Source organism: Undibacterium sp. 5I1, from assembly GCF_034314085.1.
Classification (GTDB): domain Bacteria; phylum Pseudomonadota; class Gammaproteobacteria; order Burkholderiales; family Burkholderiaceae_D; genus Undibacterium.
Map to the genome: position 1 here is coordinate 648819 of NZ_JAVIWI010000001.1, position 22845 is coordinate 671663.

The 22845-nt window shown below is 47.1% G+C and carries 20 protein-coding genes; 13 read left to right on the forward strand and 7 right to left on the reverse strand.

The window, feature by feature from the left end:
• Positions 1-218 precede the first annotated feature (218 nt).
• Both RGU72_RS02740 and RGU72_RS02745 read left to right on the forward strand, forming a co-directional pair.
• The gene (locus RGU72_RS02740) at positions 219-443 is read left to right on the forward strand and encodes a hypothetical protein (protein WP_322118269.1); all 225 of its coding nucleotides are present in this window, start codon (positions 219-221) and stop codon (positions 441-443) included.
• 170 nt (positions 444-613) lie between these two features.
• Complete coding sequence (locus tag RGU72_RS02745) at positions 614-1855, forward strand: CocE/NonD family hydrolase (protein WP_322118270.1); 1242 nt, start codon at positions 614-616, stop codon at positions 1853-1855.
• 113 nt (positions 1856-1968) lie between these two features.
• Here RGU72_RS02745 and RGU72_RS02750 read toward each other — a convergent pair whose 3' ends face one another.
• Positions 1969-3087 carry a transposase gene (locus RGU72_RS02750; protein WP_322117783.1) on the reverse strand — a complete coding sequence of 373 codons (1119 nt, stop codon included), beginning with the start codon at positions 3085-3087 and terminating at the stop codon, positions 1969-1971.
• A 108-nt stretch (positions 3088-3195) separates the two neighbouring features.
• On the opposite strand from RGU72_RS02750, the gene RGU72_RS02755 reads away from it, so the two are divergent.
• Positions 3196-4035 carry a CocE/NonD family hydrolase gene (locus RGU72_RS02755; RefSeq protein ID WP_322118271.1) on the forward strand — a complete coding sequence of 280 codons (840 nt, stop codon included), beginning with the start codon at positions 3196-3198 and terminating at the stop codon, positions 4033-4035.
• A 188-nt stretch (positions 4036-4223) separates the two neighbouring features.
• On the forward strand, positions 4224-6287 hold the full coding sequence (locus tag RGU72_RS02760) for a M13 family metallopeptidase (RefSeq protein WP_322118272.1): 2064 nt from the start codon (positions 4224-4226) through the stop codon (positions 6285-6287).
• A 45-nt stretch (positions 6288-6332) separates the two neighbouring features.
• Here the strand turns inward: RGU72_RS02760 and RGU72_RS02765 are convergent, their stop codons facing one another.
• Entirely contained in the window at positions 6333-6599 is a 267-nt protein-coding gene (locus tag RGU72_RS02765; protein WP_322118273.1) for a hypothetical protein, read from the reverse strand.
• A gap of 259 nt (positions 6600-6858) precedes the next feature.
• Here RGU72_RS02765 and RGU72_RS02770 point away from each other — a divergent pair, with 259 nt between their 5' ends.
• The gene (locus RGU72_RS02770) at positions 6859-7851 is read left to right on the forward strand and encodes a bile acid:sodium symporter family protein (RefSeq protein ID WP_322118274.1); all 993 of its coding nucleotides are present in this window, start codon (positions 6859-6861) and stop codon (positions 7849-7851) included.
• 35 nt (positions 7852-7886) lie between these two features.
• On the forward strand, positions 7887-8687 hold the full coding sequence (gene otnI / locus RGU72_RS02775) for a 2-oxo-tetronate isomerase (protein WP_322118275.1): 801 nt from the start codon (positions 7887-7889) through the stop codon (positions 8685-8687).
• Between the two features lie 264 nt (positions 8688-8951).
• Here otnI and RGU72_RS02780 read toward each other — a convergent pair whose 3' ends face one another.
• Positions 8952-9980 (reverse strand): NADP-dependent oxidoreductase, encoded by a 1029-nt coding sequence (locus tag RGU72_RS02780; RefSeq protein WP_322118276.1) that lies wholly within the window; start codon positions 9978-9980, stop codon positions 8952-8954.
• Positions 9981-10243: 263 nt separating this feature from the next.
• Here RGU72_RS02780 and purU point away from each other — a divergent pair, with 263 nt between their 5' ends.
• The 7 genes from purU to RGU72_RS02815 all read left to right on the forward strand — a co-directional run bounded on the left by purU (position 10244) and on the right by RGU72_RS02815 (position 19670).
• Entirely contained in the window at positions 10244-11110 is an 867-nt protein-coding gene (gene purU / locus RGU72_RS02785; protein WP_322118277.1) for a formyltetrahydrofolate deformylase, read from the forward strand.
• 119 nt (positions 11111-11229) lie between these two features.
• Positions 11230-11775, forward strand: a complete 546-nt coding sequence (locus RGU72_RS02790; RefSeq protein WP_322118278.1) for a YaeQ family protein — start codon at positions 11230-11232, stop codon at positions 11773-11775.
• Positions 11776-11817: 42 nt separating this feature from the next.
• Positions 11818-12582 (forward strand): spermidine synthase, encoded by a 765-nt coding sequence (locus RGU72_RS02795; protein WP_322118279.1) that lies wholly within the window; start codon positions 11818-11820, stop codon positions 12580-12582.
• Between the two features lie 274 nt (positions 12583-12856).
• The gene (locus RGU72_RS02800; protein ID WP_322118280.1) at positions 12857-13225 is read left to right on the forward strand and encodes a hypothetical protein; all 369 of its coding nucleotides are present in this window, start codon (positions 12857-12859) and stop codon (positions 13223-13225) included.
• A 171-nt stretch (positions 13226-13396) separates the two neighbouring features.
• Positions 13397-14803, forward strand: coding sequence for a TolC family protein (locus RGU72_RS02805; RefSeq protein WP_322118281.1), 1407 nt, complete (start codon positions 13397-13399; stop codon positions 14801-14803).
• A gap of 9 nt (positions 14804-14812) precedes the next feature.
• Positions 14813-16432, forward strand: coding sequence for an efflux RND transporter periplasmic adaptor subunit (locus RGU72_RS02810; protein WP_322118282.1), 1620 nt, complete (start codon positions 14813-14815; stop codon positions 16430-16432).
• 10 nt (positions 16433-16442) lie between these two features.
• Positions 16443-19670: a CusA/CzcA family heavy metal efflux RND transporter gene (locus RGU72_RS02815; protein WP_322118283.1), complete on the forward strand. Its 3228-nt coding sequence runs from the start codon at positions 16443-16445 to the stop codon at positions 19668-19670.
• 60 nt (positions 19671-19730) lie between these two features.
• Here RGU72_RS02815 and RGU72_RS02820 read toward each other — a convergent pair whose 3' ends face one another.
• The 4 genes from RGU72_RS02820 to yjgA form a co-directional block, all read right to left on the reverse strand.
• Entirely contained in the window at positions 19731-20393 is a 663-nt protein-coding gene (locus RGU72_RS02820; protein WP_322118284.1) for an alpha/beta hydrolase, read from the reverse strand.
• Positions 20394-20626: 233 nt separating this feature from the next.
• Positions 20627-21295, reverse strand: a complete 669-nt coding sequence (locus RGU72_RS02825) for an alpha/beta hydrolase (protein WP_322118285.1) — start codon at positions 21293-21295, stop codon at positions 20627-20629.
• 202 nt (positions 21296-21497) lie between these two features.
• Positions 21498-22163 carry a molybdopterin adenylyltransferase gene (gene mog, locus RGU72_RS02830; protein ID WP_322118286.1) on the reverse strand — a complete coding sequence of 222 codons (666 nt, stop codon included), beginning with the start codon at positions 22161-22163 and terminating at the stop codon, positions 21498-21500.
• Complete coding sequence (yjgA, locus tag RGU72_RS02835; RefSeq protein WP_322118287.1) at positions 22153-22806, reverse strand: ribosome biogenesis factor YjgA; 654 nt, start codon at positions 22804-22806, stop codon at positions 22153-22155. The genes mog and yjgA overlap by 11 nt, the downstream gene beginning before the upstream one ends.
• Between the last annotated feature and the right edge of the window lie 39 nt (positions 22807-22845).

The following is a 22845-nucleotide window of genomic DNA, read 5'->3' on the forward strand; positions in this document are numbered from 1 at the left end:
ACATCATACGCAATTAGTTTAGGATGAAAATCATAATAATACTTAATGAATTACAGCCTGTTACTCGTTTATTATCTTTATTTAAACTACGTTACATGGAAGGTTATAACCATAATTTTTCATTAAAAATATCGTTTATTTGACCGGATGAGTATGAAAAAGTTTAACTAATGCAGTAGAAATAGCATTTTAATTAAGATAGAAGAGCGGAGAGAGAAATGACTTACGAAGAATATTTAGATGAAGTAACCACGTTGTTGACTGAAATGTATGACCTCACAGACGAGGCGGCGATTAGGTATGTGATGCGCGCGCAAGCAGCGAGTTTTTTTAGTTTGCATGACGATTATCCAGAAATGCGCAATCAACAGCGTGCGATTCATGATGCTAAATTAGTGTTTGAGCAAAGAAACAAATCACGTCCAGAAATTTATCGAAAATAATTTCGTTTTTAGGGCACTAAATTTTGCTCTCATAGTCAATAACAACATTTTGATTTAGTTTTTACAGTTTAAAGAGAAAATCATCCTTTTTATGGAAGAGCGCCAGCGCTGTCTCTTAAGGGATTTTTTTGATTTTGTCCGACGCTGATTTAATTTACTTGAAAGCTGCCATGCCAAGTTTGAAGTCCTTGTTCTTTATTTTCCTTCTCTTTGTCTTTGCTTTTACAAATATTGCTACTGCGGATAGTCTCAATACAAAAGAGTTGAACAAAGCCGACGCTGCTGAAGCAAGTAAGCCCAATACCCGTGAAAACTACACCAAGTATGAATATCGCATTCCCATGCGTGACGGCGTTAAATTATTTACCGTGGTGTATGTACCCAAAGACGCCAGCAAAACCTATCCGTTTCTAATGGTACGCACGCCATACAGTGCAGGCATTCATCAGCAGGACCAATTGCATTATGGGGTAGATTTTTATCCTTCGTCTTTAGGCCCATCTAAAGAATTTGATGCCAGCGGTTACATTTTCGTCAATCAAGATGTGCGCGGTCGCTATATGTCTGAAGGCAAATGGCAAGAAATGACGCCGCATCAAAAAACTGCACGTTTAGGAGGTGAGGGTGTTGAGAGTCAGGACATGCATGACACTGTTGAATGGTTGCTCAAAAATGTATCCGGCAATAACGGCAAAGTCGGCATCTGGGGAATTTCTTATCCTGGATTTTATACATCGGCCAGTATCATCGACTCCCATCCCGCGATCAAAGCCGCATCTCCGCAAGCACCAGTGACTGACTTGTATATGGGCGATGATTCTTATCATGGCGGTGCTTTCATGTTGTCGGCTAATTTCGGTTTTTATGCCAGTTTTACCGAGCAAGCTAACCCGACTAACCAACCTAAGCGTTGGGATGAGTTTGATTTTGGAACTGAAGATGGTTACGAATACTTTTTATCGCACTTGACGCTGAAAAAAATCACAGGACAACTTACGGAAAAACAGCGTGAATTATTGATGCCAACAATTAACCATACAAGTTATGATGAGTTTTGGCAGTCAAGAAATATTGCGACGCATCTTAAAAATATCCACGCTGCAGTTCTGACCGTTGGTGGTTGGTACGACGCAGAAGATCCGCAAGGACCATTAACAACCTATCGCAGTATTAAGAAAAACAATTCCGGTATTTATAACGGACTAGTGATGGGACCTTGGGCACATGGAGGATGGGGGCGCTCCGATGGTCAGTCGCTAGGCTACGCCAATTTTGATGCAAAGACAGGGGACTATTATCGTAAAAATATTGTTTTTCCTTTGAGCTTCTTGCAAAATACCCAAACCAGTAAAGTCGAGCATGGGTGTGGCCACTGTTGCGATTGGTTTTCTTGTTTGAAGCGGCACATGTGACATGAATTTGTGCCGGATTATCGTTTTATGGCGTGTCAATCCCTATGTGACCATCACTGCCCCTATGAACGTTGGGAAACGTTGTTTTTTTCGACTCTTTAAAAGCAAAGCTGTTACGTAAATAAACGCATCAACTGATCTGCGGTCAATACCAATAAACCAAACATCAAATGCGACATCACTTTTTCGCTACCACGCACCCGTACTGTCGTGCCACCAAATTCGTCTTTCAGCCTGCCATTGGTACGTTCAGCTTGCGTGCGTTCTTTATAACGCTGTTGTTCATGCGGGGCGAACGGTTTCTTCTCCCCGCCGCGTGCGTTGTGATCAATTAATGGCACGTGGCCAAGACTTTTGCTGTGTGCCCTTAACTCTTCACTGCAATACGCTGCATCCATCAAATCGTACAAATTCGTTACTCGTGCGGCCGTCATCGTTGCTAACGGCACCGCCGTTTGACTATCGTGCACCGAGGCGCTGGTCAATAGCGCACTGATGGCAACGCCGCAGTCAGCGGTGTCGATATGCAGCTTGTAGCCGTTCCAACTCACTTTATAACCTTGCGCATTGCATTTAGTGCCGCGGTCACACTCTTTGGGTAAAGCATTGACGATGCTCGGTAAAGTTTGCGTCAACTGCCAGCCTATCTTGGTCACTTTCTCTTCCTTTGGCGGCCTTATCTCGCCTTTCTTTGGCCGTCCACGGCGCTGCTTTTGGGCCTTTTCTACGGAAACAACTTTCATGTGTTTCTTCGGCTTCTCGCGCGCCGCAATCGCCGTGCCGTCACGGCTGATGTGTCCAATGAGGCTGTCGCCTAAATAACTCTTGATCAGCGCTTCGTGCACTTTCTCCGCTAATTTGGCTTGGGCAAATTCGCCAAAGGCGCGCGAAAAAGTGGCTTCATTCGGAACTTCTTTCCACATCTCAAAGCCGCACAGCCGTTTTAAACTGCGATCCATCGTCAATCGTTCTATTAAGGCCGCTGTTGTATTGAGCCCCAACACAGCTTTGGCGATGAAGGCGCTGGCCAATGCACCACGGTCATGCGGTTTGCGTCCTATCCCTTGCCATTGGTCCGACACAAATTCTTCGATGCGCACCCAGTCTAGTACATGAATCAATTTTTCCAGCTTCGGCGTCAGTGACCCGCATTGCTGTTTTATCTCCGGTAGCAAATCGTGTTGCAGTAAATTCCAGCGTTGCATTATCAGCAGGCGTTGTGTAGGATTCATAGCGGAGCGCAGATGGTTGTTTAGTCACTTTCATCTTGCCAGAAATGGCCGCTCCTTTCTCATCTATTTTGCGCTTCTCGCAATAAAATTACTCTCCGGTGTTTCGTTTTGCAAGAACCTCATTTCTTTGAACAATATCTCAAAGGAGTGACTGGTAAAGTAATGCCAGAAGCTCAGATGTTTGAAACTGGTACCAATGTATGGCGCAGTTACTCATCGTGGCCACCGCAACAAGCGATCACGAAGACATTGTATTTTGGTGCCGGCGGTACTTTGAGTTGGACGCAGCCTTCAGCCAATATTAATGCATTTGACGAGTACGTCAGCGATCCAAAAAAGCCGGTCCCGTTTGTTGGTTACACGGCACTTGGAGTACCAAAAGAATATCCGACGTCCGATCAGCGTTTTGCGTCCACCAGATCAGATGTATTAGTTTACAAGAGCGAGCCGCTGGAGGACGACATCACGATCGTCGGGCCAATTTCGCCAAAACTATTTGTCTCTACTACGGGTACCGATGCCGATTGGGTAGTTAAACTTATTGACGTTTACCCTAGTGATTATCCTGCCCCAGTTGACGCGAAAGTTAGGCTTAATGATGTACCTCCGCCATCGATGACGATGGGCGGTTATCAGCAATTGGTGCGTGGCGAACCTTTGCGCGGCAAGTTCCGCAATAGCTTCGAGGCGCCGCAACCGTTTGTCCCTGGTCAGGTTGAAAGCGTGAATTATTCTATGCCTGACATTAACCATACGTTCCGTCGCGGTCACCGCATTATGGTACAGGTGCAAAGCTCCTGGTTTCCGCTGATCGATTTGAATCCGCAAAAGTTTATGCAGATTCCAGATGCAAAGTCTGAGGATTTCCAAAAGGCGACTCAGCGTGTGTACCACGCGCCGGGACAGTACTCGGGTATCGCGGTTCAGGTATTGCCAGCATTAAAATAGACCCTGCCGGGTGATTTCAATATGAGTGTTGTAGTAAAAAATGTGGCGAAAAGGAGTAACAGCGCTTAACCATATTGCCCTTTAGTTTTACTTATTTTGTTTGACTTACTTCGTTTTACTTGCTTAGACAAGTCGTTTGACTCATTGACCTGGGTCAAGCTTCCATTAATTTTTATGAGACACAATCAATGAAAAAAACAATGACACTGCGTCGTAGCGTACTGGCAATTTTGCTGTGCTTCTCATCAGCAGCAACCATACATGCGCAATCCAATAGTAATAATCTGGTGCTAGAGGCGCAAACGATGGACCTTAAATCGGATCCATGTACTGACTTCTTTGAGTATGCCAATGGTACTTGGCTCAAGACAAATACTATTCCCGCTGATCGTGCGCGCTATACCGCATATGACGAAGTGACCGAGAGAAATCTGCTGGCCCTAAAGGGAATTGCCGAATCTGCATCGGCTAAATTAGCGGACCAAAGCAATAGTGCCGTAGTCAATCTGATTGGTGCTTATTATCATAGCGGTATAGATGAAGCGCGCATCGAAGCGGATGGCGCTAAGTCATTGGCGGCAGATTTGGCTCAGATTGACTCTATTACTGATCGTGCTCAACTGTTAGCAGTAATCGCACATCAACATCAAATTGGTGTCGGATCACTATTCAATTTCTATATTGATCAAGATGCTAAAAACACTACGCGGTATATCCCTCAAATCGTTCAAGGCGGCTTGGGTTTGCCAGATCGTGATTATTACCTCAAAACCGACGCAAAAACCTTGGATATCCGTCAAAAATATCAGTCCTATATTGCGACGATGTTTGGATTGTTAGGTGATGTACCAGAACTCGCCAAACAAAACGCTGCAGCAGTTATCGCATTAGAAACACGACTTGCTAAAGCCTCTATGAGCAAGGTCGATTTACGCGATCCAAAAGCTTCTTATCATTTGATGGACGTTAATGGCTTAAGCAAGTTAAGCAAACTTGATGGAAGTGCTAAATGGGCTAATTATTTCAAAGATATTGGCTTGGTTGACCCCGCACAATTTAATGTTGGTCAGCCTCAGTTTATTGCCGAGGCCGGCCGCATGTTGAACACTTTGCCGCTCCCGCAATGGAAAACCTATCTACGCTGGCAATTAGCAAATGCAAACGCCAAAGATTTATCTTCCGCTTTTGTAAATGCAAACTTTGACTTCTATGGACGTACTTTAGCTGGCACCAAAGAATTACAGCCGCGCTGGAAGCGAGTTTTGCATAACCTCGATAGCAATGTTGGTGAGGCATTGGGAGAACTTTATGTGGCACAATTTTTTGGTCCCGAAGCCAAAGCCGGCGTGTTGGAGATGGTCGATAACATCAAATTGGCAATGCGTGACAGCCTGGCTAAAGCAGACTGGATGGCTGCCAGCACCAAGCAACAGGCATATCGCAAATTAGATACGATCGTTGTTAAGATTGGCTATCCGGACAAATGGCGTGATTACAGTCAACTCAAAGTCGATCCTAATTCTTATGCAGGTAATAATATGCGTGCAGCCGAGTTTGAATTTAAACGTAATCTCGCTAAGTTTGGCAAACCGATTGACCGAAACGAATGGGGCATGACACCGCAAACGGTCAACGCTTATTACAATCCGACGATGAACGAAATGGTCTTCCCTGCAGGTATTTTGCAACCACCGCTTTATCACATTAAAGCTGACCTTGCTGCAAATTACGGCAACACAGGTGCCACGATTGGTCACGAACTAACGCACGCATTTGATGATGAAGGTCGTCAGTTTGATGCCGATGGTAATCTTAAAAGCTGGTGGACTACATCGGATGAAAAAGCCTTCTTAAAGCGAGTTGCCGGGATAGAAAAGCAATTTGATGAATTTAATCCTATCGAAAAATTGCATATCAATGGCAAATTGACTGCGGGTGAAAATATTGCCGATCTTGGCGGCGATAAAATTGCTTTGCAAGCCTTGCGTGCTGCATTGAAAAACACGCCACAAGCGCCAGAGATTGATGGTTTAACGCCAGAGCAACGTTACTTTATTGCGAATGCACAGAGCTTCCGCGGCAAGATGCGTGACGAGAGTTTGCGTCTGCAATTGGCAACTAATCCACACGCACCTGAAAAATATCGAGTGATCGGTCCTATCGCCAATATGCCTGAATTTGCCGAGGCATTTAGTTGTCCTGCAAATCGTTCTCCACTTCGCCCTGAGGGAAAGCGTGTGACTATTTGGTAAGTCCTAACGGTGTGATCAGGCCGAATCCAGACTAAAGGTGCCTGATTACACTTTTTCCATTTCTTCTGCATCTAGCGCAATGACGTGAGTTTGTAACATACCAGTTTCGTCATGCCATTCACGTACTACACAGGCTTGGCCAAAATCATCGAGGTCAACGATTTTAAAAAAATTGCCGATCATTGATTCAAATAAAATTCTTTCATCAGCAGGGAAGCTTTTAATGAATTGCTTGTCCAGACTAACAATACGAACAATGTCTCCCACTGTAACTATTTGATTTTTACAGTCGAGTATTTTGGGGCTAGTCATATAAAATCCTCAATTTTGATAATAGTTGCATTATCCCATAGCTTATCGCTCGTACCGCATGCAGTGCCACTGGATATCTTAATCAAAAGAAATTTTGTTGCTCGCCTATTCTTTTATTTTCTTGCCTTTATTGAATGACTATTTTGGTTTGCTTGTAGCAAATTGTATTTGGATAGCTATGACACGCTTGAGATAGCGAGGCTTACAGTACAATCAAAGTATTCTCTATTTTCTCTCCACGCACTCCGCGTATTCCAATATGAAGCGTCCCCGTTTTTTGCCCGATAACATGACCTTGCTGATATTGGCAGTCGTGCTGACGGCGAGTATCTTTCCTTGCACTGGCAATGTGGCAGTTGGTTTTGATTATGTAACGACGTTCATGATTGGCCTGCTATTTTTTATGCATGGCGCAAAACTTTCTCGTCAGGCGGTGATTGCTGGTGCAGGTCACTGGCGTTTACATCTAACAGTATTGTTATTTACTTTTGCAGTTTTCCCGATTCTTGGTTTGCTGTTGAAACCTGTACTGCTGTGGATGATTACACCTGAGCTGTATCTTGGTATTTTATTTTTATGCGTGTTGCCCTCAACCGTACAATCGTCGATCGCTTTTACCTCGGTCGCGCGTGGTAATGTACCCGCAGCGGTTTGTAGCGCATCTGCCTCCAATTTGCTCGGCATTTTTCTCACACCTTTATTAGTCAGCCTGATCGTTGTATCGAATGGCGCTAATCATTCTTCATTTGATGCAGTATTAAAGATTGTGTACCAATTGCTGCTACCGTTTGTGGCTGGCCAATTAGTGCGACCTTTGATCGCGCCCTGGATAGAGAGAAATAAAGATGTTCTGAAGATGGTCGATCAAAGCTCTATTCTGTTAGTCGTTTATGTCGCTTTTAGCGAGGCTGTTGTACAAGGTTTGTGGAAGCAAGTGCCGCTGGTGATGTTGGCCAGTCTGCTGATCATTAGCGGTGTGATGCTGGCGATTATCATCTTCTTGACGTCTTATGCCAGCCGTCAGTTCGGTTTTAGTAAAGAGGATGAAATTACTGTGGTTTTTTGTGGTTCCAAAAAGAGTCTGGCCAGTGGCGTACCAATGGCAAAAGTTTTATTCGCCAGCCACACGGTAGGCATGGTGCTGCTACCGCTGATGTTGTTCCATCAATTGCAGCTAATGGTCTGCGCCGTGTTAGCGCAACGGTATGCTCGTCGAAATGAAATAGCTGGACTAGGGTCTGTTGACACTTAAAACCGAAAAATAGAAATAATTACGAAGGAGTCGCGATGCCCCGTTTTGCCGCTAACCTCAGCATGATGTATACCGAACACGCCTTTATTGACCGCTTTGCTGCTGCCGCTAAAGATGGATTTAAAGGTGTGGAATTTTTATTCCCTTACGACCATCCAGCTAGCCAATTACGTCAGAATTTAGATGAGCATGGATTGCAACAAGTTCTCTTCAATGTCTCTCCCGGGAATTGGATCGCGGGCGAGCGTGGTCTGGCGTCGTTGCCGGGCCGCGAGGATGAGTTTAAGCATGCGATTGATATTGCACTTGACTATGCCCGCGTGCTGGGTAATCGCACATTACATGTCATGGCAGGATTAATACAGCCAGAGCAGGAAGAGCTGGACAGAGCGCGCCATCGCGCTGTGTATCTTAAAAATCTTGCCTATGCTGCGTTGCTTGCTGCCAAAGAGGGCATCACTGTAGTGATTGAACCCATCAATACACGTGATATGCCCGGTTATTTTTTGACCCATCAGCAAGAGGCACAAGAGATTTGTACTGAAATCGGCGTAGAAAACCTACAAGTGCAATTTGATATTTATCACTGCCAGATTATGGAAGGCGATGTCAGCAAAAAGCTACAGCGCGATATGCAGCGCAAGCATGGCGGCATTGGCCATATCCAAATTGCAGGTGTGCCAGATCGGCATGAACCCGATCTGGGCGAGCTGAATTATCCGTATTTGTTTGAGCAGATCGATGCGCTGGATTATGCAGGCTGGATCGGTTGTGAATACAGACCGAGGGCAGGGACATCAGAGGGATTAAATTGGTTAAAACCTTGGCTGGCATAAGATGTCAGACCAAATGCTGGGCTAACTCATCACAGCTAAAAAACCTATACTCCCCCATTTTTTTATAAAATATGCCGTATTGTCCAAGGAGTCATTGGACACTTAATAAATACGGGTGGGGGTATATATTGGCGATATTCGGCGATTAAACCGAATATCGCGAAGTTGTTCACTAGCTTGCCCATTGAGTCGCTTACTAAGTCGCCATTCATGTTGTGACCGGAATGACGACTTAAAATGCGCAACTAATCAAATAATTCTGATTTACTCTTCGCCCACTTGCAAAATCAGTTTGCCGAAGTTTTTACCTTCAAACAGCATCATCAAAGTATCAGGGAAAGTCTCGATACCATTGACGATATCTTCCCGCGTATGGAATTTTCCTTGCGCCATCCAAGCGCCCATTTCTTTGACTGCATCACCATAACGCGCTGCATAGTCGAACACGACGATGCCTTCCATGCGCGCACGATTGACCAGCAATGACAGATAATTAGCAGGACCTTTGACGGGCGTTGTATTGTTGTATTGAGAGATCGCGCCGCAGATAATAATACGAGCTTTCATGTTGATGCGGGTCAGCACGGTATCGAGAATCTCGCCACCAACATTATCAAAATAAATGTCAACTCCATTCGGGCAATGTTCTTTCAAGCCATCTTTGACTGAGCCATTTTTGTAATCGATGCAGGCGTCAAAACCCAATTCTTTGACAACGAAATCGCATTTATCTTTGCCGCCCGCGATGCCGACGACGCGACAACCCTTTTGTTTCGCAACTTGACCGACAGTCTGGCCAACCGCGCCTGCTGCGCCGGAGACCACCACGGTTTCTCCCGCTTTTGGCATGCCGACATCTAGCAATCCGAAGTAAGCGGTCATGCCAGGCATGCCCAATGCGTTCATGTATTTTGGCAATGGTGCCAGCTTAGGATCGACTTTATAAAAGCCAGCGACTTTATCGTCAGCGGCACCAACCCAGTATGTTTGTACACCAATACCGCCAGAGACATAATCACCGATCGCAAAGCGGGGCGATTTGGAGGCAATTACTTTACCAATACCACCGGCGCGCATGACTTCGTTAATCGCTACCGGACGGATGTAGGATTTGCCTTCGTTCATCCAGCCGCGCATGGCGGGGTCTAGCGACAGATAAATCGCTTGTACGACGATTTCGCCATCGACGATTTCGCGGACGGCTTCCGTCGTAAAAGACCAGTCACTGTGTTTTGGGTTGCCGACCGGACGGGCGGCGAGACGATATTGTTGATTGCTGAGTGTGTTTGTCATGTTGTCTCCAGGTTTTTATTGGATGGGTTGCAAATTTAAAATGCAATGTGAAATCTAAAAAAAGCGTACTAAAGATATCGATCATTGAGATAGCAATGAATCATCAAACTATACACGATTAATTAGAACGATCGTGCTTTTAAATTGATTTAAGACGCATCAAGTGGCATGCGACAATACGCACTCGTTTTTTTGCACTACATCGACAGTTTTTTGCTGATTTCTTTTGATTTTTTTTGATTTCTAAAGCATTACCTTTAACTATGCATCCAGAATATATCCTAACCCTGTCTTGTCCAGATCAACGTGGCATTGTTCACAAAGTTTCCGGCTTCCTGGCCAACCATGGCTGCAATATTATTGATTCCGCCCAGTTTGGCGATGCGCAATCGGCTTTGTTTTTTATGCGCGTTCATTTTGCTGCTGAAGATGCGACGATCAGCGATGCCAGCTTGCGACAAGAATTTGCCACATTGGGGGGCGATTTTCAGATGAACTGGCAATTGCACGATGCGCGCCATAAGCCGCGTGTGATGTTAATGGTCTCTAAGATCGGGCACTGCCTGAATGACTTATTGTTCCGCTATAAAAGTGGTTTATTGCCGGTGGAGATTAAAGCGATCGTTTCTAACCATACGGACTTTTATCAGTTAGCGGCTAGTTACAATATTCCATTCCATCATTTGCCTTTGGCTGCAGGTGCCTCCTCCGATGCCAAGCGCGTGCAAGAACAAAAAATTGTCGAACTTGTCGAAGCGAATGAAATCGAACTGGTCGTTTTAGCCCGATACATGCAGATTTTGTCGCCAGAGTTATGCAATGCCTTGCAAGGCAAGGCAATCAATATTCACCATTCGTTTTTACCAAGTTTTAAAGGTGCCAAGCCGTATTATCAGGCGCATGAGCGTGGCGTTAAGCTGATCGGTGCAACCGCGCATTTTGTGACAGGTGATCTGGATGAAGGTCCGATTATTGAGCAAGATGTAGAGCGCGTCGATCATGCAATGGAGCCCGACACACTCACCGCGATAGGACGTGATGTGGAATGTGTCGTACTAGCGCGCGCTGTGAAATGGTTTGTCGAGCATCGTATTTTGTTGAACGGACATAAGACCGTCGTTTTTAAATAGCCAGATATTTTTTCACTGAATTCGCTGGCGCTTTTTCTGGCATATTTGTCAGCTCATTTGTCAGTTCAGGGGTAAGCGCAATGAGCGACTTACCCCATTATTTTTAAAGTAGAAGTTGCATGGCACTCAAATCCACCATTTACAAAGCTGACCTGAATATCTCTGACATGGATCGCGGCTATTACGCTGACCATAGTCTGACCATCGCCAGACATCCGTCCGAAACGGACGAACGTATGATGATCAGAGTCCTGGCATTTGCCATCCATGCCAGTGAAAAGCTGAGTTTTGGCAAAGGTATTTCCGATACCGAAGAACCTGATTTATGGGAAAAAGATTACACAGATGCGATCCAGCTTTGGGTCGAAGTAGGGCAACCGGATGACCGTCGTTTGCTCAAAGCTTGTGGCCGTTCTGAGCAAGTGGTCGCCTATAGTTATGCCAGCACCAGCGACATCTGGTGGAAGCAAATGAATAGCCGCCTCGATCGCGCCAAAAATCTTAAGGTCATGAATGTGCCCGCGGCTACCAGTCAGGCGCTTGCCAAACTCGCGCAAAGAAATATGCAATTGCAATGCACGATACAAGATGCGCAGATCTGGCTGACAGCAGGGGATGAGTCGGTACAAATTGATCTGGAAACCTTCAAGGCCGATCAGGCTTAACCTAAGTCGAAATAAAGCCAGATCATCTTGCTCAAGTCACTCATGTCTATTTTTAAGTCCAAATCATTTAAATTTCCCCCGGTAACGACATCAGAGGACGATGGTGTGCGTTTCCTACATCTGGGGACACCGATGGTGCAGGGCGCAATGCGTTTAACTAAACCAGACGCGATTGAGCTGGAATACGTGCAAAACATGGTGGTCTGGATGTTATTTAAAGCCGCGCCGCAGCACATTGCACAATTAGGTCTGGGTGCTGCGGCGCTGACTAAATTTAGCTATCGCCAATTTCCCGATGCTAGAGTGACAGCGATCGAACTCAATCCTGCTGTGATCTCTACTTGCGAAGCTTTATTCGCCTTGCCACCGAACGACGCGCGTTTGCAAGTGCGCAATATGAATGCGATGGACTTTGTGCTGGATCAGTCTCATCACAACACGATCGATATTTTGCAAGTTGACCTATACGACGAGTTATCACGCGGTCCTGTTTTAGATAGCCCTGAGTTTTATCAAGCCTGCGCTGATTGCTTGACGGAAGACGGCATCATGACGACGAATGTGTTTGGCGACTACGACAGCTATGCCAAAAATATTGATGCGATGAAGCTAGTATTTGATGCCGTTGTCTGGCTACCGGCGGTCGACGATGAAAATCTGGTTGTTATCGCTTTTAAAAAAGCACCTTCTCTCGATTTTAGTGATTTATATGAGCGCGCTGGTGTAGTTAAGAAAAAATATAATTTACGCGCCAAATCCTGGGTCGATGGATTGAAGTTGTGGATGAAAGAGCAGGTTGGCGAGTAATATTTTTAGTGAAAATCATGTTTTTGTTATTTTCTCAGGCTCTTTCGATTTGGATAAATCCGTGATATAAAATTTGTTTTAGTAAGTAATTTAATATACTCCCCACAAAAAATGAAAAAAATAGCTTATTGTCCAATCATTATATGGACATTAAAAATATACTAATGGTGAGTATATTTAACTTCAATCTCTGAATAATCTAATTCTGTTTTGCAAAATAGACTGGCTAAGACACTGAATAAGACACTGAACAAGTTTGGTTTATAATCCGCAAATGTTAAAAAAGTTCATCATCCTGCTCATCGTCGCCTTCACATTCCAGCTCAGTTGGTCGGTGGCAAGCGCCTATTGCATGCATGAGACTGGCAAAACATCGCAGCATTTTGGTCACCATCCGCATCAACATCAGGCTGAAAAACAGGCCGATCAGCCAAGCAATTCTGCTGAAAAAAAATCTGACTCAAAAATAGCATTCCACCCGGATTGCGCATCGTGTGCACATAGCCCAGTCGCCGCCTATTCCTTGCAAAACGAACTGGTCAAGCCTTTGCTGGTTTCCTATCAAGCTGGTACTTCAAACACAGAGCCAACGGCTCCTTATCTGGGCAAGCCTTTGCGCCCCAAATGGATGATCGCTGCCTAGTTCCAGCGCATCGTTAGTCCCCCATTTTGTTTACTGATTTACACGCTAAATATAGTTTGACTATGTCGTCGTAGACGCGACTTCGCTGGATTTTCCCTGCTCGATTGTCGGAATTTTTTCCGAGACGTTGTCGAGCTGTTTTCGGTTGTATCGAATACGCAGGATCATCCTATGTCACCATTTTTTAAAATATTTTCACCCTTGGCCTTGTCTGCCCGGATTTTATGTCCGGCTACATCTTCCATCGCCTCAACCCAGGCATTCTCAGCAGAGCCGCCTGCGTCATTACGCACTTTATCGGTTACTTTCGCAGTTACTTCGCCAGCTACCTCATTAACCTCATCACTCACCTTACCAGTGGCACTTGATCGCGCTCTCAAAGCCAATCCGGAGGTCGCCGCTGCAATGCGTGAGGTGCAAGCGCAACAGGGCGTCATGCGGCAGGCGGGTATATTGCCCAACCCTGAGCTGGCCGCGACTGTAGAAGATACGCAAAAAGCGACCAGAACCACCACCGTCCAACTGAGTCAATTAATAGAACTGGGCGGCAAACGCTCCGCGCGGATGACTGCAGCAGAGCGTCAATATGATATTGCTGTGATTGAACTGGCGATGAAACGTGCCGAGATTCACGCCGCAGTAGTCTCGTATTTTTATGAGGTATTGATCGCACAAGAGCGACAACGCCTGGCGCGTAGCTCTACTGATCTGGCACAAACGGTAACGCAAGCAGCCTCTAAGCGGGTGTTAACCGGAAAAATCTCACCGCTGGAAGAGACTAAAGCGCGCGTTGCTGAGTCGGCTATTCGTATTGAACTTGCGCAAGCCAATAGCGACCTTATCAACGCACGCCAGCGACTTGCTGCCGTGATGGGGAGTCATTTGTCCATAGTTGAGACGGTAGCTGCTCAGTCGCCCGGTGCAACAAGTCCCCTAACTCAGCCTAACTTAATGAGCCCGCTGAATTTGCCAAACGTTCCAAGCCTGCAGGAGATCATGGCAAGTATGCAGCGCTCCCCCATTTTGCTGCGAGCAAGGACAGAAGTGGATCGACGTCTTGCCTTGTCGCAGGTAGAACGCAGCCGTCGGGTACCGGATATTACCCTTAGCGCCGGTGCTAAACGTGATGAGCAATTAGGGCGTAACCAGGCGATCTTTGGTGTCTCAATACCGCTTCCCTTATTCGATCGTAACCAGGGCAATCTGCAAGAAGCCTTAAGTAGAACCGATAAATCGCGTGATGAGTTAAGCGCGACAGAACTACGTCTGGGCAGCGAACTGATGCAAGCTCATCAGCGCCTGAGTGTGGCGCACGAGGAAACCACATTGATGCAAAAAGACCTGTTGCCGGGAGCGCAAACAGCGTACGACGCATCGCTTAAAGGCTTTGAATTTGGCAAGTTCAGCTTTCTGGATGTACTCGATGCACAACGTACTTTGCTGCAAGCACAATCCCAGTATTTGCGTACTTTATCCGACACCCACCGCGCCGCTGCTGAGATCGTACGTCTTACCGGTGACGCTACTTTGGTTGCTGCGCTGATCTCAGATCAGACAGCATCCACATCCCCATTTTAGGAGCTGAAGATGGACTTAAATACCGACAATAAAATGAACAAAAATAATCAAAAAAATAGACATCAGCGCCTCGCCATTGCCGTGGTGCTGGTAATCGCCGTTGTGTTGGCTGGCCTGATTTTGATGGGTAAGGGAAGTCGTACCGGAGCGGACGAGCATAGCGAAGAACATGGTAATGAGGCACATGCTGATGTCGCTGAAAATGCTAAGGGAAATCCGGCAAATCTGGTAACAAGCACGACCGCTTCTTCTGCACAAAAAGCGTCGCCAAGTGAGTTTTTAAAAGGGCCACACGGCGGTAAATTATTTGCCAAAGAGGGCTTTGGTCTGGAGCTCACTATTTTCGAGACTGAGGTGGAGCCGGAATTCAGACTGTATGCCTATAAAGATGGCAAAGCTCTGGCACCTGATGCACAAGCAGCAAGCAAACTCAGTATCGTTTTAGAGCGCTTAGGGCGCGCGCCGCAAACCTTTACATTTGTGCCGGAGAAGGACTATTTCAAAGGGAGTGCAACCGTAGATGAGCCGCACTCCTTCAAGGTCACCATCGCAGCTCAATACAATGATCAGTCCTATCAATTTGCTTATGAGCAGGTGGAGGCGCGTATGAGTATGAGCGAATCTCAATTACAGCAAAATGGAGTCGCGCTGGCAACTGCCGGACCTGCGAAGATACAAAGTGCGCGGACCTTGGCTGGTGAAATTCGGTTCAATCAGGATCGCATGATCCAAGTCGTGCCACGTCTGACCGGTATTGTCGAAACGGTGTCGGCTAATGCTGGTGACAAAGTACAAAAAGGGCAGGTATTAGCCGTCATATCTAGTCAGGCGCTGGCAGATCAGCGCAGCGATATGCTGGCCGCACAAAAACGCCTGGGATTAGCCCGCACTAATTTTGAACATGAAAAAAAATTATGGGAAGAAAAAATCTCCGCAGAACAGGATTATTTACAAGCCCGTAATACCATGCACGAGGCAGAAATTACTCTGCAAAGTACACAGCAAAAGTTGGTGTCGCTCGGTGCCACTGCCAGTGCTGGCGGCAACCTGACAAGGTATGAAATACGTTCTCCGATTGCCGGTACCGTGACCGAAAAAAATATCGCTCCGGGACAATCACTCAAAGATGACACGCCGATTTTTATCGTCGCGGATTTAAGCACTGTTTGGGTGGAAATGACCGTGCCTGCCAAAGATATCAATCTCATCCAATCAGGACAAAAGGCCAAAGTCACAGCCACTGCATTTGTCGCGGAAGCGAACGGTAACTTGTCCTATATCGGATCGTTAGTCGGTGAGCAATCGCGCACCGCAATTGCCCGCGTCGTACTACCTAACACCACGGGAGTGTGGCGCCCGGGCTTACAAGTCAGTGTTGATCTGGTGTCCGATGAGGTAGAGGTGCCCGTCGCAGTTGCCGTTGACGGGATACAAAGCCTAAAGGAAACAAGCACCGTATTCGGCCGATATGGCAATGATTTTGAAGCGCGCCCGGTTACCTTGGGACGCAGCGATGGAAAATTCGTTGAAGTGCTCAAGGGTTTGAATGCAGGTGAGCGTTATGCGGCAAAAAATAGCTTTTTGATTAAAGCCGACATAGGCAAATCCGGCGCAAGCCACGATCATTAAGGAGAACAATATGTTTGAAAAAATCATACAGTTTTCCATCGCCCAACGTTGGGTGGTTCTGATGCTGACATTAACGATGGCGCTATTGGGACTCTATAACTACCAAAAACTGCCCATCGATGCGGTACCCGACATTACCAATGTACAGGTGCAAATCAATACTTCTGCACCCGGATATTCACCATTAGAGGCAGAGCAGCGAATTACGTTTCCGATTGAAACTGCGATGGCGGGTTTGCCACGTCTGGAACAGACCAGATCCTTGTCGCGTTACGGCTTGTCGCAAGTGACGGTGATTTTCAAGGATGGTACCGATATTTATTTTGCGCGCCAGCTCGTCAATGAGCGGATACAGGAGGCAAAGGCAAAGTTGCCAGTAGAGGCAGAGCCGGGCATGGGGCCAATTTCAAGCGGCTTGGGAGAGATTTACATGTGGACGGTTGAGGCTAAAGAAGGCGCTTTAAAAACCGACGGCACACCATACAGCCCAACCGATCTGCGAGAAATTCAAGACTGGATTGTCAAACCGCAATTGCGTAATGTCCCCGGAGTGACGGAGATTAATTCGATTGGTGGTTTTACCAAAGAATTTCAGGTAGCGCCCAGCCCAGACAAGTTGCGGTCTTACGGTCTCACTTTACAAGATGTGGTTACGGCATTAGAGCGCAACAATACCAACGTCGGCGCGGGTTATATTGAAAAGCGGGGCGAACAATATCTGATCCGTGCACCAGGTCAGGTAGAGTCCATCAAACATATCAACAATATGATAGTCGGCAATCAGCAAGCTGGTGTGATCCGTATCAAAGATATTGCCGAAGTCGGTATCGGACAAGAGCTGCGCACTGGTGCCGCGACCGAAAACGGCCAAGAGGTTGTGCTAGGAACGGTATTCATGCTGATCGGTGAAAACAGTCGTACTGTGGCTCGCGCTGTAGATCAAAAATTGGATCAAATTAATCTCAGTTTACCTAAGGGGGTGACCGCTAAAACGGTGTATGACCGCACTACGCTGGTGGATAAAGCGATCAGTACCGTGAAGAAAAATTTGCTGGAAGGCGCATTATTGGTCATCACAATTTTGTTTCTGTTTTTAGGAAATATTCGCGCCGCGCTAATCACCGCATTGGTAATCCCTTTGGCGATGTTGTTCACTTTTACCGGTATGGTGGGCAATAAGGTCAGCGCCAATCTGATGAGTTTGGGCGCGCTGGATTTTGGCATCATCATTGACGGCGCAGTCGTGATCGTAGAAAACTGTGTGCGGCGTCTGGCGCATGCGCAAACCAGCTTAGGACGCTCGTTAACCCGCAAAGAGCGCTATCAGGAAGTCTTTGCAGCTGCACAAGAAGCACGCAGACCATTGCTGTTTGGTCAGCTCATCATCATGGTCGTGTATTTGCCGATTTTTGCACTCACAGGTGTTGAGGGCAAGATGTTCCATCCGATGGCATTTACTGTCGTGATTGCTTTGCTGGGGGCGATGATTTTATCGATTACTTTTATCCCAGCAGCGGTCGCTTTACTGATCGGTGACAAAGTCAGCGAAAAGGAAAATAAGCTGATGATCTGGGCTAAGCAGGCATATCAACCGATGCTGGCTTTTACGATGATGAATCAAGCGCTGGTGTTAACCATTGCCGGTGTCGTTGTCGTTTTAAGCGGGCTATTGGCGAGTCGCATGGGGAGCGAGTTTGCCCCGAGTTTGAACGAAGGCGATATCGCATTGCATGCCTTAAGAATACCCGGTACCAGCTTATCTCAGGCGATTCTGATGCAGGCCGAGTTGGAGAAGACGATTAAGAAATTCTCTGAAGTCGATAAGGTATTTGCCAAAATCGGTACGGCAGAAATCGCAACCGATCCCATGCCGCCGAGCGTGGCGGATACCTTTATTATTTTAAAGCCGACATCCGCATGGCCAGATCCCAAACGCAGTAAAGCCGATCTGATCAAAGCGATGCAAGCGACAGTGTCGCAAGTGCCGGGGAATAATTACGAGTTCACGCAGCCCATCCAGATGCGGTTTAATGAGTTGTTGTCAGGCGTACGCAGTGACGTGGCGGTCAAAGTCTTTGGCGACGATATGGAGGTAATGAACAGTACAGCCGATAAGATTTCTGCGGTGCTGGAAAAAATTCCTGGCGCCGCCGACGTGAAGGTGGAGCAAACTACGGGTTTGCCAATGCTGACCATACAGATTGATCGCGAAAAAGCGGCCAGAATGGGATTGAACGTGGCGGACGTGCAAGACGTGATTGCCACTGCCGTTGGCGGCAAAGAGGCAGGCACGATGTTTCAGGGAGACCGGCGTTTTGATATCGTAGTTCGTTTGCCAGAGGCACTCCGCAGCGATATCGAGGCACTAAAGCGTTTGCCTGTTCGACTGCCAACGGCATCCTCCGCTTCGTCATCAATTTTGTCCTCAACTTCGTTATCAACTTCGTCATTTCGTTCGGATGCTGCAATGCATGCGTCCTTTGTCCAGTTAGCCGATGTGGCCAGTTTTAATTTTGCTCCGGGACCGAATCAGATCAGCCGGGAAAATGGAAAGCGTAGCGTCGTCGTCACGGCAAATGTCAGAGACAGAGATATCGGCTCTTTCATCAATGAGGCACAACAACAATTGGCCGCAAAAGTCGCTATTCCGACCGGCTACTGGACTACCTGGGGTGGCACTTTTGAGCAGCTGGAATCAGCAGCCAAGCGATTAAAAATTGTGGTGCCTGTCGCTTTATTCTTGGTATTACTATTGCTGTTTGCGATGTTCAATAATCTGAAAGATGGTTTGCTGGTATTTACTGGTGTGCCGTTTGCGTTGACTGGCGGTATCGTTGCCCTTTGGTTGCGCGATATTCCTTTATCAATTTCTGCTGGGGTCGGATTTATCGCACTGTCTGGTGTGGCGGTACTCAACGGGTTGGTGATGATTGCTTTTATCCGAAGTCTGCGTGAGGAGGGAATGCGGCTGGATGCAGCGATTCAGCTCGGAGCTTTGACCCGCTTACGGCCCGTGCTGATGACGGCGCTAGTCGCCTCGCTGGGCTTTATTCCTATGGCAATTGCAACCGGAACGGGGGCTGAAGTGCAGCGACCGTTGGCGACAGTCGTGATCGGCGGAATCTTGTCGTCTACTTTGCTGACTTTGCTGGTGTTGCCCTTGCTGTACCGGATGATGCATCGCCGTGAGGCGGAGGAAGATTCGGTTGCTGTTGCTACCAATTCAGTCGGCAACTAAGTTGGACACTAAGTTGGACACTAAGTGGAAACTAATTTGGCAACTTAGTTAGCAACTTAGTCAGGCTGGAAGGTGCGCCAAAATCGCCTCACTTACGAGGCGATTTGATGGCATCAGCGTATGCATGATGGGTAGCAAGATTTCCTGTTCTGCCCATGGTGCATACGCCTCTGATATGGACACCACGCCGTCATTGTCTTCATCGCCGAAAGGGCTGTATTTGCCCTTAATTCCTTTGGTGCCGATGATCGTAATCGTCGGCGTTTTGACAGGTGCAATCGCTGCCATGCGCTCGGCACTTGATAACAATTGTCCGCAATCTCCTGTCGCCACTCTAAATGGCAACAGATGTTGCACCCGTCCCGCCACTCTGGAGGTCGTGATGGGCGAGCCGAGTAAAAACAATTGCCGGGGCTGACGGCAATCTTCCGGCAATGCATTGATCGCACTGCGCAACAACACACCGCCGAGCGAATGCCCAATCAAAATATAATCGCCCTTGGCCGCAACTGCCGTGATCGTTTTAACGAGCCTGTCCCGGATTCCCGCAAAGCTTTCCAGCGCCACAAAATAATTAAAACTACTGGTCGTCAGACCATGCGCCCGCAAACGTTGCAGCATCGGTGTAGCCGACAGCGATGAGCGCCCCATCCCATGTACAAACAAGACTTGCAGTGGCTGAGAGCCGATTTGAGAATGTTCTTGAGTAGATTTGTCAGCCATTGATTGCTGTAAAATTAAAAATAAGGGGAGTATGTTAAAAAATATACCTTATTGTCCACATAACCGTTGGACAATTAAAAATACACTCCCCTAGTATATTACTGGCTTCTAAGTGCGCTGAAGCTGTTTTTCAAGTGCGATGGCGAGGTGCAGAAGCTACATTGCCTGCAATTCAGACCCATTACCAGAGCATCGAGACGTGCTTGTGACGCGCTTCAGTACCAAACAAAAAATCAGGCTAATACCTTTTTCAGCCAGCTACTGATGTCGCCAATTTCTTCCTGACAGACCGAGTGTTGCATCATGTACTCATGCCATTCCACCGGGTAGCCTAGGGATTTTAAAAGATCACGCGATTGTTCTGCTCTGGCAATTGGGATTACCTGATCAGCACGACCATGTGCCAGATAGATAGGCGTATGTTGATTCGATGCATGGCGTTCGTTGGCGACCAGATCGCGTAAGGGAACATAACCTGACAGACACATCAGACCAGCCAATTTTTCGGTATGGCGCAATCCAGTTTGCAGCGTCATCGCGCAACCTTGGGAGAAGCCCGCGAGGATAATACGGCTAGCCGGGATGCCACGGGCATTCTCACGGGCGATTAATTGCTCGATCAATACTTGTGAACTGCGCAGGCCTTTTTCATCCTCACGTCTGGCGATGTCGGTGCCCAAAATATCGTACCAGGCACGCATTGCATGACCACCGTTGATCGTGACTGGCATCACAGGCGCATTCGGGAACACAAAGCGGATTGCCGGGCAGCCTTTTAGATTCAATTCTTTCACGATCGGAACGAAGTCATTCGCGTCCGCGCCAAGGCCATGCATCCAGATGATGGCGACGGTCGGATTGGGGGCGCTTTCGAGTTCTACGGTGTCAAGTAATGTGCTCATATTGGACTTTGAGGTTGGTGTGGTTTTTGAAGGCAATGGCAAAGGTTTTGTTGCGCTGGTTTGACTAAAACTACTGCGGCATACCATTGATACTACAGAGGTTACACCACCTAAGGTCGCACCAAAAAGCCAGCGTCTTTTTAAAGAAGTTAGCTTTTTTGATCGGATCATTTTAGGGATGTCGAAGTGAGAGTGTAGCGAGCTATGCTTTGCTACGAATAGCCGATTTTGGCCGAAACACTTTACAAACTGCATCGTGTGTTTCGATATACGGACCGCCAATTAAATCTATACAGTAGGGGACGGCGGCGAAAATACCAGAGACGAGTTGCTTGCCGTCGGCATCTTTCAAGCCTTCCAGCGTTTCTTTGATCGACTTAGGCTGTCCAGGCAAATTCAGAATCAGCGCGGCATGCTCCGCCGTCTCGCGTATCACCGCAACTTGACGCGACAAGATTGCTGTCGGCACAAATTGCAGACTGATCTGTCGCATTTGCTCGCCAAAACCCGGCATTTCTTTTGTGGCGACGGCCAAAGTGGCTTCTGGAGTGACATCGCGTCGTGAGGGACCAGTTCCGCCTGTAGTGATGACCAGATGGCATTGCTCCTGATCGACCAGCTCAATCAAGGCCTGCTCAATGGCAGCACGTTCATCTGGGATTAAGCGAGTTTCCATACTCCATGAGCTGCTAAGCGCGCTACCAAACCAGTCTTGCAAAGCGGGTAAACCCTGATCTTGATAAATGCCAGCAGAAGCGCGGTCAGAAATAGAAACCAGACCAATTTTTAAATGGTCTGCTTTTTTATCTTTTACTTCAGTATTTTCTACTTTAGTATTTTCTAACTCAGTGGCTGATTTAGTCGTCATGTTGCTCATGTTTAGCATCATCAACATCATCATCGAAGTCATCTTCATCATCAGATTCCGCATCAGCTAAATCGCCAGCAGCTTTTTTCTGCGCAGCACGTTGAGCGACCTGGATATCTTTCAGAATCTGAAAAATTTCACGATATGCTTTTGGCGGCTTGTTTTCTGCCTGTTCTTTACGCGCGTTGCGGATTAGATTACGCAGGTGTTGCACGTCGAGTTCTGGATTTTGCTCTAGCAGTTCAGTCAATGCTTTGTCATCGGTCAGCAATTTATCGCGTCTGCGCTCCAGCGCATGCATGGCGGCGGTGTCGGATTTGGACTTACCTTTCCAGCTATCGATGGTTTTCTGGATGAGAGCAATTTCTTCTTCATCCAGAGTACGCATTTTTTTGCCGACAAATTGCAATTGACGACGGCGACCCTCGTGATCTTTGATGGTCTGACACATTAAAATCGCATCGCGCACATCTTCCGGCATCGGGACGCGTTTAACACGGTCTCGTGGCTGGTCGATCAGTTCTTGCCCTAATTTTTGCAGGGCGTCACTCTCGCGTTTGAGTTGCGATTTGGAGGGGCGCTCGTATTCTTGCTCGAATTCGTTGGACTTGAAGCCGCAGGAGCCTCGGTTTGGATTTGGCATAATTGATTCGCCTTTATTCTATAAACTTAATGAAACGGC